This window comes from Streptomyces sp. SUK 48 (assembly GCF_009650765.1).
Classification (GTDB): domain Bacteria; phylum Actinomycetota; class Actinomycetes; order Streptomycetales; family Streptomycetaceae; genus Streptomyces.
Genome location: NZ_CP045740.1, coordinates 175,842 through 189,177 on the forward strand (window position 1 = coordinate 175,842; position 13,336 = coordinate 189,177).

Annotated in this window: 8 protein-coding genes and 1 pseudogene; 6 read left to right on the forward strand and 3 right to left on the reverse strand. The window is 70.9% G+C overall.

All coding sequences use genetic code 11. The features are described from left to right. Window positions 1-113: 113 nt before the first annotated feature. From GHR20_RS00740 to GHR20_RS00750, 3 genes and pseudogenes are all read left to right on the forward strand, one after another. Window positions 114-347, forward strand: a pseudogene (locus GHR20_RS00740) (serine hydrolase); the annotation flags it as partial. Between the two features lie 614 nt (window positions 348-961). Then, on the forward strand, window positions 962-2,464 hold the full coding sequence (locus GHR20_RS00745) for an APC family permease (RefSeq protein ID WP_194858760.1): 1,503 nt from the start codon (window positions 962-964) through the stop codon (window positions 2,462-2,464). 5 nt (window positions 2,465-2,469) lie between these two features. Then, window positions 2,470-4,071, forward strand: coding sequence for a serine hydrolase domain-containing protein (locus GHR20_RS00750; protein ID WP_194858761.1), 1,602 nt, complete (start codon window positions 2,470-2,472; stop codon window positions 4,069-4,071). Here the strand turns inward: GHR20_RS00750 and GHR20_RS00755 are convergent. Further along, on the reverse strand, window positions 4,020-5,636 hold the full coding sequence (locus tag GHR20_RS00755) for a PucR family transcriptional regulator (RefSeq protein ID WP_153811811.1): 1,617 nt from the start codon (window positions 5,634-5,636) through the stop codon (window positions 4,020-4,022). The two genes, GHR20_RS00750 and GHR20_RS00755, sit on opposite strands and share 52 nt — an antisense overlap. 138 nt (window positions 5,637-5,774) lie before the next feature. Between GHR20_RS00755 and lysA the strand changes: the two genes are divergently transcribed. Together lysA and GHR20_RS00765 are read left to right on the forward strand one after the other, a co-directional pair. Then, window positions 5,775-7,061, forward strand: a complete 1,287-nt coding sequence (gene lysA / locus GHR20_RS00760) for a diaminopimelate decarboxylase (RefSeq protein ID WP_243877825.1) — start codon at window positions 5,775-5,777, stop codon at window positions 7,059-7,061. Between the two features lie 791 nt (window positions 7,062-7,852). Continuing rightward, on the forward strand, window positions 7,853-9,511 hold the full coding sequence (locus GHR20_RS00765; protein ID WP_153811812.1) for a hypothetical protein: 1,659 nt from the start codon (window positions 7,853-7,855) through the stop codon (window positions 9,509-9,511). Between the two features lie 579 nt (window positions 9,512-10,090). On the opposite strand, the gene GHR20_RS00770 is transcribed toward GHR20_RS00765, so the two are convergent. Next, a complete protein-coding gene (locus GHR20_RS00770) occupies window positions 10,091-10,432 on the reverse strand; it encodes a hypothetical protein (protein ID WP_153811813.1) in 342 nt (113 codons plus the stop codon). 153 nt (window positions 10,433-10,585) lie between these two features. Beyond that, complete coding sequence (locus GHR20_RS00775) at window positions 10,586-11,584, reverse strand: NADP-dependent oxidoreductase (RefSeq protein ID WP_153815756.1); 999 nt, start codon at window positions 11,582-11,584, stop codon at window positions 10,586-10,588. 122 nt (window positions 11,585-11,706) lie between these two features. Here GHR20_RS00775 and GHR20_RS00780 point away from each other — a divergent pair, with 122 nt between their 5' ends. Continuing rightward, window positions 11,707-12,582, forward strand: coding sequence for a LysR family transcriptional regulator (locus GHR20_RS00780; RefSeq protein ID WP_153811814.1), 876 nt, complete (start codon window positions 11,707-11,709; stop codon window positions 12,580-12,582). Window positions 12,583-13,336: the final 754 nt, after the last annotated feature.

The window sequence follows — 13,336 nt, forward strand, 5'->3', positions numbered from 1 at the left end:
CCTCGAGCGGATCGGCGAGTGCCTGGTCCGGGTGATGGAATTCGCCGTTGGCATCCTCGGATCGGGCCTGCACGGTGGTGACGGCCCTCGGGCGCCAGCGTGAGTTCGGGGCGCTCTTCCGGCGGGGCCAGGGCTGGGGGTACGGCGGTCAGGTCGATCGCGATCGTGCCGAGCCGTGGAATGTTCCCGGCCGCTATGGCTGGGTCGGTGGCTCCGGGACCACGGCGCACATGGTCCCTGCCACCGGCACCGTCGCCGTTCTGCTCACCCAGGTGATGCTGACCGGCCCGAGTCCGATGCCGCCGCTCCTGGAGGAGTTCTGGCGGATCGCCGCCCTCACCGGGTGATGCCGGTCCAGGTCTGTCGGTCGTTGGCCCGGTTGTGCCGTTGGCCGATGTCCCGGTGGGCGCGGTCCGAGCCGTTGCTCGCCGTTGCTTTCGGACCGCGTGCGGCGGGGTTGTCTGCGGCCGGCTTGCGGACGTGGGCCGTCATTGGTGCTCGGGAGCGGGTGTTCACCGCCTTGGTGGCCCGGGCAGGCGCGGACGAGGACGTGCTTCGGCCGGGTCGTCTCGGCCGGCTCGACGATCGTGTGGGCTACCGGCGCGGTCACCGTTTTCCATGGGCCGTGGCGTTCGGGCAGGTCATGCCGGGAGGTTCCGGTCCGGATCTCGCAGGCCGTGCGGTTGATGGCTGCCGGTCCCTTGTCCGCGGCCGGGCTGTCGAGGTCCGCGGTACCGGGGGACATGTGATGTCCGCTTCTGGTGGGTGAGTTCGTGGCGGTGTATCGCCCCCGCGTGATCCCCCCCCCCGGGGGGCTTCGTCGTGTTCCGGGGTGGATCGGCCCGGCGTTGGTGGCGGCGACAACCGGTGGGACGTGGCTTTGGCGCGCACGACGAGGACGGTGCCGATGAGGTCCCCGTACGTTGTGCCGACCAGGCGCGAACGAAGGGTGGGTCCCAGGATGGCCGAACTGATCCCGGTGGAAGTCACACGGCCGGCGCCCGGGGCGGGCAGACGCACGCTCGGTGTGCTGCCCCTGGTCGGAATCTTCTTCTTCACGGTCTCCGGAGGCCCCTTCGGGCTCGAAGCCTCACTCTCCAGCGCCGGTCCGGGCATGACCCTGCTGATGATCGTCCTGGTGCCGGTGGTCTTCGGCGTGCCGAACGCGCTGGTGGCGGCGGAGCTGAGTGCCGCGATACCGGTCGACGGCGGCTACTACTACTGGACGAAGATCGCGCTCGGCAGAGGTGCGGCATTCGTGTTCGGGGTCTGGAATTCGATCGGGTCGGTGCTGAACCTCGCCCTCTACCCGATCCTGCTGGTCGACTACCTGGCCACCTGGGTCCCGGAGATCGCCCGCGGGAAGGGGCTGGTGATCGTGGACCTGTTCCACGGCGGTTTCGTCGTGGACCTGCACTGGATCGTCACCGTCGCCCTCATCGCCCCGATGGCGTACCTGAACTACCGCGGTTCCCAGGCGGTCAGCGAGTACTCGGTCGGGATGATGCTGCTGATCCTCGCGCCGTTCGCGGTACTGACGGTCCTCGGTATCCGGCACGGGATCGACAACGGGATCAATGTGCTCTCGCCCTTCATGGTGCCGGGGCAGAGCGTCCATTCGTCGGTGGCCGGGGCGCTCAGCGTCATCGTGTGGCTGTATCTCGGTTTCGACGGCCCGAGCACCGTGCTGGGCGAGGTCGCCGACGCGCACCGGACCTATACCCGGGCCCTGCTCGTCTCGGTTCCGCTGATCATCACCGCCTACCTGCTGCCCACCATCGCCGCCATCGGCAGCGGGCTGCACCGGGGTGCGCCCGCCGACTGGGTCCAGGGCGACTTCATCGTGGTCGGCGACGCTCTGGGCGGCGTCTGGCTGAAGGTGCTGCTCTCCCTGGGGTCGGCGCTCTCGCTGGTGGGGCTGTTCATGGCGATCCTGCTGACGAGCACCCGGGTTCCGCGGGCGCTCGCCGCGGACGCGTATCTGCCGCGCTGGATGGCCAGGGACAGCAGACGGTTCAACACGCCGGTGGGTGCGCTGCTGGCGAGCACCGCCGTCGTCGTCGTGCTCTCTGCCGTCGACTTCAGCTCGATCCTGCGGGCCACGGTGCTGCTCACCCTGGCCTCGATCCTGCTGGAGTTCGTGGCCTTCCTCGTCCTGCGCTGGAGGTATCCGCAGATGCTCCGGCCGGTCCGGGTCCCCGGCGGACGGTCCGGCGCGGTCCTGGTGGTCCTGCTGCCCACGGCGATGATCGTGTACCTGGCGTGGAGTACGGCGGTCGACGAGCCCGCGATGTTCGGCATGAGCCTCGCGGTGGCGCTGCTGGCCGTGCTGCTCTATCCGCTGTGCCGGCGGTTCGTCAAGGGCGGGCGGCCGGACGCGGAGTTCGACTCCTCGCGGGTCGAACTGGGTCCGGACCGGTTCGCGGGATTCGGTTCGCGGAAGGCGGGCGTCCGATGGAGGTGAATCGGGTGCTTACCGGGCTTGCGGAGCGGTTGCGGACCTGGTGGCCGGTGCCGGGGATCGCGATCAGCGTTGTCGACGAAAGCGGCGAGTCCGCGTTCGTCACCGCGGGATTCGCGAACGCGGAGTCCGGTGCGCCGCTCTCCCGTCGCACCCGGTTCGAGATCGGTTCCATCAGCAAGACCTTCACCGCCTTCCTGCTCGGCATACTGGCGGAGGAAGGGAAGGTGGACCTCGACGCGGCGGTCGCCGACCACCTGCCCTGGTTCGCCCCGAACGGCGGCTCCCGCGCGATCACCGTCCGGCACCTTTTGCGGCACACCTCCGGCCTGGTGGCCGGGGCCGACGCGCTGCCCGATGCCGCCGCACGCGGCTACGCGCTGCGCGAGGCGAGGACCTGGGCCGAACCGGGTGAGCTGTTCCACTACTCCAACGAGGGCTACAACCTGCTGGGGCTGATCGTCGAGCAGGTGACGGGTGAATCGCTGGCGGACGCCATGGCCGGACGGCTGCTGCGGCCCCTGGGCATGCGCGACTCGGCGGCGCGGATCACTCACGAGGACATCGCCCATCTCGCCACCGGGTACCGGTTCCTGCGCGACGACCGCCCGCCGCTGCCGTCGGCCCCGCTCGCGCCGGCCGGCTTCTTCGAGTATTCGTCGGCCGACGGGAACGTGCTGGCGACCGCTTCCGACCTGGGGCTGTTCGCCCGCATGCTGCTGGGCCGGGGCACCCTGGACGGCGCCAGGATCATCGGACCGGAGCATTTCCGGCAGATCGTCACGGTGCCCGCCGATGCGGTCGATTCCAGTTACGTGCTCGGCGTGGACGTGGAGGTGATCGACGGCCACACCTGGCTGACGCACGCCGGCGGGATGGTGGGATACCGCTCGTACCTCGCCGTCGACACCGACGGCGGGCACGGTGTCGCCGTGCTGACCAACGCGCCCGGCGAGTGCCAGATCATCGACCGCTTCGCCCGCCATGTGCTCGCCGTCGTCCAGGGAGCCCCCGCGGATCCGGCGCTGTTCGACCCGGAGCGGATCCCGGACGCCCGGCGCTACGTCGGGACCCACGGAACGGCGCCGCGTCAGGTCCGTGTCGAGGCCGCGGGGGACGGCCGTCTCTCGTTCACCTCGGACGGGGTGAGCGGCAGGCTGTACGACGCGGGGGACGGGCGGCTGGTGTGCGATCACCCGGGGTGGTCCGCCTACCACCACTCTCTGGACGGACGCTGGCTCTACGGACCCGAGTCTCTGGGTCCCGGCCCCTGCGCGCCGGCCGCTCCCCCGCACCCGCTCGTGGGTCGCTACCGGAGCTACACCCCCTGGTATCCCGGCTTCAGCATCGTGCAGCGGGCGGGACGGCTGCACATGATCGCCGCGACCGGCGTGGAAGCGCCCTGCGACGAACCGGAACTGGTGCCGCTCGACGACGGGACGTTCCGCGTCGGAGCCGACCCCCGGCTGCCGGAGCGCCTGACGTCCGGGCCCGCCCCGGACGGCGCGGTGCTCTGGGTCGACCTGGACGGGTGCCGCTACACGCGCTCGTTCCGGGATCAGCCGGAGCCCCGGGAAGCGCCCGTCCGCAGTTCACGCACCCGAAGCTGAAGGTGCGCGAGCAGCATGGCGTCGGCATCGGCGAAGTCCAGCCCGGAGATCTCGCGGATACGGCGCAGCCGGTAGCGCATGGTGTTGGGGTGGATGTGCAGGGCCTTTGCCGCGGTGTCGGTGGCGCCCGCGGCGGCGAGATAGGCGGCCAGGGTCGCCGCCAGCGGGCCGTCCTGGCCCTCTTCCTGGCGCAGCCGGTGCAGCGCGCCGCCGGCGTCCGGCAGGCCGAGCGCCTCGGTCGCGTCGGCGAGGTGCAGCAGCAGCACCGCCAGCGCCATGTCCTGCACGGTGCGCACGGCCGGTCCGCGGACGGCCGGGTGCCGCAGGGCCCGCAACGCGGCGTCCGCCTGCGCCCGCACGTCGGCGATCCGGCGCATCGATTCGGCCGGGCCGCCGACGGCGACCACGTACTCACCGGCCAGTGGGGTCCGCGTGAGGAAGTCGCGGGCCAGGGCGACGGCCGACTCCAGCGGCGTGGCGTGTTCCGCGGGCCAGGCGGCCAGTACGTACACCCCTCCGGTGCCCGTCACCAGGACTGAACGAGGGTGTACGGCCGCAAGGAAGTACTCCAGGGTGTCCGCGAACCGGCGCAGCCCGGCGGCGTCCGGCGCGTCGGGGCCGGTGCTCCCGGCCAGCCGCGGGGCCGCGGCCAGGACGCAGACCGGGCCGGAGCCCAGTTGCAGCCGGCTCGCCTCCACCGGGTCCACCGACCCGCCGAGTACGGCGGCGGCCAGCTCGCCGCGCTGGCGGCGGGCGTAGCTGGTCTCCGTGCGCAGGCCGACCAGTTGCAGCGCGACCACGGGCGCGAATTCGCGCAGCCGGGCTGTGGCCGCCTCGTCGAGCGGCCCGGTGACGGCGGCCCAGATGTAGCCGAGGACATCGGAACCAGCCCGGACGGCGATGGCCACCCTCGCCAGCTGATCGGCCCCGGTCGCTTCCATGTAGACCGGTTCGGTGCTGGCATGGAGCCGTTCGAATTCTTGGCGCTCGCGCTGTTCGGCGAGCGTCCGCCGGTGCACGGCCCGTCCCAGGATGGTCTCGATCCGCTCGGAGTCGGTCCGGTCCTGCCCCTGCGACCAGGCGACCAGCGCGGAGGAGCGGTCCTCGATGGTGACCGGGGCGCCGACGGCCTCGTAGACCGCGTTCGCCAGGGCGAACAGCTCCGCGCCGCTGCCGGCCGAGCGCACGCGCGTCCTCGCGTACTCGAGCAGCTGCTCACGGACTGTCGTCGCCACATGCATCCAGGACGCGTCCGCGTTGACCTCGATGATCGCCGGCCCGTCGTCGGCCGAGGGCGGCACCGGGGCCTTCACCGCCAGCACCTTGGCGCCGGCCTGCCGCATGGCCGCGGTCAGCTCGCGCAGCTCGGCCTGCGTGGTCACGCCGACCCCCAGCACCACGCACCCGGGTCCGAGCCGTGCCGGCGCGCCCGGGGCGTGGATGACGATGTCGGTGAGCGGCCCGCCGCTGCCGGTCCCCTCCTGGACCAGGCGCAGCAGCGCGGGCCCGATGTTGTCCACGAGCTGACGGACGGGCAGGTGCTCCCGAGCGCCGGACTCCCGCATGGTGCACTCCCGGCTCGAAGGACTGTTGTGGGCGTCAAGTCTGGGAGACCCGTATTGACGATGTCAACGATGATCCTGAGTGACCGCAGCGGGAGCATGGCAGGAGAACGCGACGGATCAGAGGCACGAGGAGCGCGGGTGGCAACGACGCAGACGCACGAAAGCCGGGAACTGCTGGGGCTGTTCCCGCCCGGGACCACCCGGGACGGGAGCGGCGGGCTGGTGATCGGCGGCGTACCGGCGGCGGAACTCGCCGAGTCCTACGGCACTCCCGCGCTGGTCCTCGACGAGGCGTCGGTCCGCGCCCGCGCCCGCCGGTACGCCGACGGGCTGGCCGCCCGTTGGCCGAACTCGCGCGTCGCGTTCGCGTCCAAGGCATTCCCCTGCACGGCCGTCGTACGCCTGCTCGCGCAGGAGGGTCTCGGCATCGACGTGGCCGGCGGCGGCGAGCTGACCCTCGCCCTCGCGGCGGGGGCGGACCCGGCCGGCCTGGTCGTCCACGGCAACGCCAAGACCGAGGAGGAACTGCGCCTCGCCGTCGGGGCCGGCGCCGGGACGATCGTCGTCGACAACTTCGACGACATCGACCGGCTGGAGAAGATTCTCGCCGACGCCGCGGCGGAGCAGGCGGTACTGGTCCGGGTCACCCCCGGCATCCGCCCCGACACCCACGCGGCCGTGTCCACCGGCCAGAACGGCTCCAAGTTCGGTCTGCCCCTGCCGCAGGCTCGGGCGGCGATCGCGCGGCTGCGCGGCAGCGACCGGCTGCGGCTGGACGGCATCCACGTACACGTCGGGTCGCAGATCCTGGACCTCGCGCCCTTCGCGCAGGCCGTCGAGGCGGTCGCGGAGCTCGGCGAGTTCGCCGTCTACGACCTGGGGGGTGGCCTCGGCTCCCGCTACACCTACGCCGACCGGCCGCCCACGGTGGAGGCGTACCTGGACGCCGTCACCGACGTCGCCCGACGCCTGCTGCCCGCCCACGCCCGCCTCCTCATCGAGCCGGGCCGCTCGATGGTCGCCGAGTCCGGCGTCTCGCTGTACCGGGTCGTCTCCGTCAAGCGCGGCGGCGGCCACACCTTCGTCGCCGTCGACGGCGGCATGGGCGACAACCTCGAAGTCTCCCTGTATCAGCAGCGTTTCGAGGCCGCCGTCGCCGGCCGCCCGACCGGCGACGGCGAGCTGTGCCGTCTGGTGGGCCGGCACTGCGAGTCCGGCGACATCCTCAGCGCCGGTGTCCCGCTGGCGGATCCGCACGTCGGGGACCTGATCGCGGTGCCGGTGACCGGTGCCTACACCTATGCGCTGAGCAACAACTACAACGGTGCGCGCCGCCCGCCGGTGGTCTTCGTCCGCGACGGCGCGCACCGCGCCGTGGTACGCCGCGAGACCTACGCCGACCTGACGCGCCGGGATCTTCCGTAGCGGCGCGGGGCGGCGAGCGGCTGGTGGCGGCCGCGGGTGGGGCCGGCGCCGGCCTGTACGGTCCACAGCCCCCGTCAGCCGAAAAATCTGCGGTGCCATGTGCCCACGGACCAGCGCCGTCCGTCACTCACGCGTACCCCCCGGAGCAGTCCCATTCCGAGGAACCGTCACACTGACTGATCACAGGTTGGTCATCGCACCGGGAGCCAGGTGGCGTCGCGATCACGGCTCAAGGCCCTTTACCGTTCCCAGGCAAAGACCATGCATGATCATGACAGATCTTGTGTAGTTTCTGTGCCGAGCTTGATCGCTTCTCCGCTCTCCGTGGCAACCGGGCCTCCCCCACCCCACTGCCCGCGAACCAAAGGACGCCCGCCAGGTGTTGAGACCGCCGACAGGTACCGGACGCACACCCCTGGGCGTCCGACACCACCCGCGGCAACGCCGTGTCTCTCGACGGCACCACCGACAAAGGCTTCCAGCTGTACGACTCCTCCGGAGCCCTGCCCCCGGCGGGCGCCGCCTCCAGCTGCGACCTACCGAAGGTGCCCCAGCTCGACTGACACCGGGCCGTCACTCCGCGCCGCCGCCCGCACCCGGATCCCGGCTCCGGCCCTCCGGCAGACCGTACTCACGAGCTCGCGCCGCACAGCGCGTCGCGACGGTCGACGGGGGCACCTGAGCCGGCGTCCGACCTCCGCGCGAGCCCGCCAAGGCGCGCGACGCGGCCCACACCTTCCGTTCGGCCTCGACCCTCTCGCCCGCATCCCACCTCCTCACTGGAAACCCACATGAGACGCAGCACCCTCCTGGCCGCGGCCACGGCGACCGCCCTGTCCGCATCCCTGTTCTGGGCAACCTCCCCGGCACGGGCGGACGGCACCACGGGCGGGCCGGCCCTGTCCGACGCCACCGACTGGTCCGAGCCGGGCCTGCTCTTCGTCACGGCGCACTCCGACAGCCCGCTCACCCGCGTCACGGCCCACTTCTATCCCCTGAGCGCACCGGACGGGGCCCCGGAGGCCGGATCGACGGCGGACTTCACCCAGTACTCGGGGCAGGACGCCCGCTCCGGCGTCTGGCGGGCGCCGGTGCACCTCGCCGAACTCGGCGACTACCGGGTGACCGTCGATCTGCAGGACGCCTCCGGCGCCACCGTCACCGGAGCCCTCTCGCCGCACACCCTGCACTACCAGACCGTCCTCACGGTCACCAACCTCACCACCACCCCGGACGTGCCGGACTTCCTCCACCAGGACGTCTCCGTCGGCGGCACCGTCGTCGCCCGTGACCCCCGCGACCCCGGCACCCCGGCTCCCGCCGTCGGCGTCGCCGTCGCCGTCGACGCCGGGCGCGTCCACACGCGCGCGACCACCGGCGCCGACGGCCGTTTCACCGCCGCCTTCGTCCCCTCCGAGCCGTCCTTCCAGCTGTACACCACGCCCGAAGCCTCCAGCGGCTACCCGGGGGCGATCTCCCCGCCGGCGTACCCCAAGAGCATGCACACCGCACAGGCACCGGTCCGCTTCTCGGCCAGCACGCACACCCTGAACCTGCGACAGGGCACGACGGGGACCGTCACCGGCCACGCGGAGATCCAGACCGCCTCGGGCTGGCAGCCGCTGCCCCACACCTCGATCACCGTCCAGGACAACACGGTCGTGGCCGGGCAGACGACCACCGACGCGCGGGGTGACTACACCCTGCGCGTCTCCTCGGACAACGCCGCCCCGGACGCCGAACTCATCGCGGGGACCGGCGGGATGCTCTTCCAGCAGACCGCCGCCGAGCCCTTCAGCCTCCACGTCGCCTACACCACTCACACCTCCCTGAGCGCGTTCCTCGACGACGACGGGTCTCTGACGGCCCGCGGCGACGTGTATTTCGAAGACAGCCGCGCCCATTGGCCCGCCAAGCCCACCGTCACCCTTCAGTACTCCAAGGACGGCAAGACCGGCTGGAAGGACGCCGCAACCGTGACGGTTCCGATCCGTCACAACAAACCACTGATCCAGGAGACGTTCGCCCGCACCCTCACCAAGCCGGACACCGACGCCTACTGGCGCGCCCGCTTCGACGGCGACCCCGACCTGGGAACCAGCACCACCAAGCCGGTGCACCTCTACCGCTACGCCACCCGCATCACCGGCTTCCACGCCTCCCCCGACCCGGTCCGCAAGGGACAGCCGATCAGCTTCGCGGGCACCCTCCAGTACAAGAAGGGCACCGCCTGGAAGCCGCTCCCCGGCGGCTCGCCCACCCTCTACTTCAAGCCGCGCGGCTCCACCACTTACCGCTACGTCTGCGAGCTGGGCAGCGCCGGCAACGGCCACCTCGTAGGCATGGTGACCGCCAAGCAGGACGGCACCTGGGCCATCGCCCTCAGCCGCCAGACCGGAGACCACTACCTCGCGAGCACCAGGGTCACCGACTACGTCGACGTCCGCTGATCCGCATCACCACCGCGGCCTACCCGGTCAGTCCGCGCGGCTCGTCGCCGTACGTCAGCGGGCCGGCTCGGGGATCACCGATCCGCTCGTGGCGAATCCACGACGTCGCCTCGGGGGTTCGGTCGTAGGAGCAGGGGCAGACAGTCTGGCGGTGAGGCCGTAGTCCGTCGTCTCCCGTGCGCAACGCGGATACGGCGGACTCCTGGAGGTGAGCGAAGAACGCCCGTCTCATCCTGCGGCATCCCGGGCGGGCGGGTCACCGTGCCGCCCCGGCGCCGACGAGGTACCGGTCGAGCCGGCGCGGGCGAAAGGCGGACAGCGTGGGCGCCTCCGGTGCGGGGCGCAGCGGACTGCCCACGCCGCCAGCACCATCCCCGCGGACGCGGGGAGCGGCCGACCGCGCCATGCCGAGGCGCCCCGGAGGGCCTTGGGCGCCGGTCGACCGGCTACCGATTCCGGGCCCCGCAGCCCGGCCGTCGCCCCCGCGGGCGGGCCATGACCGTGGGACCTCGAAGCCGCAGAGCGCCGGACACGCGCTTCGGCGGAGGAAGCGGAGCGGTGCCGCGTGGGCGGGACGGGTCAGGTGAGTCGCCGTCCCATCTTTGCCGACTGCCGGTTGTGTCCCTTCGTGTCCCACCACTCTTCCAGATGGGCGTGGACGAGGTGCACGAGTTGCAGCAGCCGGTCGGGAGGGGGCGCGGGTGAGGCGAGCACATCCGCCCAGGACCTGTCCTCCCAGAGGAGGGTGACGACCCAACGCTCGTCCGGGTTGTCTTGGCAGCGCACCGTCAGCCAGTACCTCAACGTCGCGCTGCGGTCCGGATGGTACTCGACCGTCATTCTGATGACCTCGAACCGGAGTCCGTCAGCGGTGACGTACGAACGGCTCAAAGCCTGCTCGGCTGGTGTCTGTTCCTCCATGGGTATCCCCCCTTTCACCTCGGCCCGCACCCCCACACCGTGTTCAGCAGCGAGCAGCGCCGACGGAGCAAGTCGATCACCGCTACAGCTCTGGCACATTCAGCCCGTCCAAGGCATGGGCGTCGTGTGCCACCCCCCGCTGGGGTTCGGCGATCACGAGGCCACCGTCAGCACGATCTTGCCTTGGATGTGTCCCTGCGCGGCTCGTGTGTGTGCGCGGCCGGCCTCGGGCAGTGGGTAGGTGCTGTCGACCCCGACCTGGAGTTTGCCCTCGTTGAACAGGCTTCCGATCTCGGCGAGTTGGAGGCCGTTGGAACGTACCTGAATGTTCGAGACGGTGATGCCCAGACGTGCCGTCTCTTCCGGGTCGTACTGGGCGAAGAACACCGGAAGCATGGTGCCGCCGCGCTTGAGCACGGTCAGGAAGCCTGAGCTGGCAGGGCCGCCGACGGCGTCGACCACCAGGTCGACGCCGCTGACCACGTCCGCGGCCCGCGTCGTGGTGTAGTCGATGAACTCATCGGCGCCGAGCCTGCGCAGGAACTGCTCGTGCCGGCTCGAGGCCACCGCGATGACGTGTGCGCCCTTCCATTTCGCCAGTTGCACCGCGAAGTGGCCCACTCCACCGGCGGCGCCATTGACCAGCACGGTCATCCCCGGCGTGATCGGCACCGGCTGGTGCACCTGGCCGGTGAAAGGAGACGGTAGGTCGTGGCCGAGATCGATGAGGTACTGCCACGCAGTCAGCACGGCCATCGGCGCACCAGCCGCCTGCACGTGGTCGATACCGGTCGGCTTGTGCGCCAGGTCAGAGGCCGGCGCGGCCACGTACTCGGCGTACGTCCGGCCGTCGAATCCGGGGAACCGCAGCATGCCGAAGACCTCGTCACCGACGGCAAAACCCTGTACGTCCGGAGCGACCGCCTCGACCACGCCCGACATGTCCGTTCCGGGGATAAGGGGAAACTCCAGCGCCGGCCTCAGCTCGGCCGGCATGACTTTCATCCCCTCGCGCAGGTACCAGTCCGGAGGGTTGATGCCCGCCGCGTGCACCCGGACGAGCACCTCACCCGAGCCGATCTCAGGAACCGGCACCTCGTCGTACCGCAGAACTTCCGGGCCGCCCGCTTCGTGGAACTGGATCGCCTTCATCACGCCTGTCGCTTTCTCGGGGAAACGTTGCTCCTTCAGTCAAAGTCAGGGGCGGCATGTCCGTCCAAGACCGGTTCGGCAACCGGACCATTCCGAAACGGCATGACGCCTACCATGCACGAGTGAACGATCTCGGACAGGACCTGGAACTGCGGCTCGTGCGCTACTTCACCGTGGTGGCGGCGCACCAGCACTTCGGCCGGGCAGCCGCCGACCTGCACGTGGCCCAGCCGGCGCTGAGCCGTCAGATCCAACGGCTCGAGAAATATCTCGGCGCACGACTGCTGGACCGCACTCCCCAGGGCACCCGGCTCACTCCGGCCGGCCGGACGTTCCTCCCCCGGGCCCGGGACCTGCTGCAGGCCGCCCGCCAGGCCGAGCTGGCCGTGCGTGAACAGGCCCAGACCGAACGGATCGCCATCGGCTACGTCGAAGACCTGGTGATCACTGCCGCCGTGCGCGAACTGCGCCGCCGTCACCCCGACGCCGAGATCGCCACCCGGCATCTGAGCTGCAAGGACGTCGGGGCACTGTCCGACAAGCGCGTCGACGTGCTGATCGCGCGGGCCCCGCTGCCGCTCGCCGACGACGAGGTGTTCACCACTCCGCTGTACGAGGAGCCCCGGATGCTCGTGGTCCCGCGCGGCCATCCCTTGGCCGACCGCGCGTCGGTGACCGCGGAAGAACTGGCCGGCGAAGAGGCGGTGCCGTGCGCGTTCGAGACCGCGGACTGGACTTCCTACCGCATCCTCGGGACCGGCGTCCCGCCGGTCGAGAGCTACGAGGACAAGCTCGAACTCGTTGCGAGCGGCAGGGCGATCGCCGTACTACCGGTCGGCGACCGGCGCAGCTCGCTGCGTCCCGACCTCCTCACCGTTCCGGTCGAGGGTGCTCCCCCCAGCCGGGTCGTCCTGGTCAGCCGCAAGGGCGACCCTAATCCGATGATCGACAATCTTCGGCTGGCGGCCCAGGCCGTTCTGACAGCTCCGGAATCCTGACCAGGACCAGGGCCAGGACCAGGACCAGGTCGGGCGATGACGATGGGCGCAGGCACTCAAGCCCGCGGCGGCAGGTCGGCCACGGTGCACACCATTGCGCGAGGTCGATCCCCAGCTTGTTCTCCGGCCGGCAGATCGGGCACGGCCCAGCCTGGATCACCGTGTCGGTGAGCACCATGCGGGCCTGCTGCGCGCTGATCGCGGACGGGGTCCGGCGGCCCTGCCGGATCGTTCGTGCAGGCGTCAACGTGCACGATGGACCCCGTTTGAGACGCATTCGCCGCATGTGATTCCTGACCTGCGCCCGGACATGTTCGTGGGCGAGAATCTTGGGGGCGAAACCGGCGCCGAAAAGAACGGGTGACGGCGAGAAAGCCAAGGCGAAAAGCGACCAGGCCAAGGGCACGTCCGAGGGACAGGCAAAGAAAAGCACCGGCGACGCCCGCGCAGCCGGAGAGAAAAAGAAGGACGCCTCCAAGTACTGGCGTCTATTCCTCAACTCCGAAGCAAGGAATCCCGACTGCCGCGACGAGGCTGTCCCACACGTGATGGTGTACGCAGACGAATCAAGGCCAGGCACATGACGACTCGCCACCAGCTCCAGCGACTGCACCGACGCGGACGAGGGCGGAATAGAGGCCGCTGTTCTGAGCGGGACGGGGTGGCCGCCACCGGGGGTGACGACGCCGACGCCGTGGCTGTGAGTGGGACTGGCACTCGATGCCACCCTGCTCACATGAAGGCGTACGGCGTG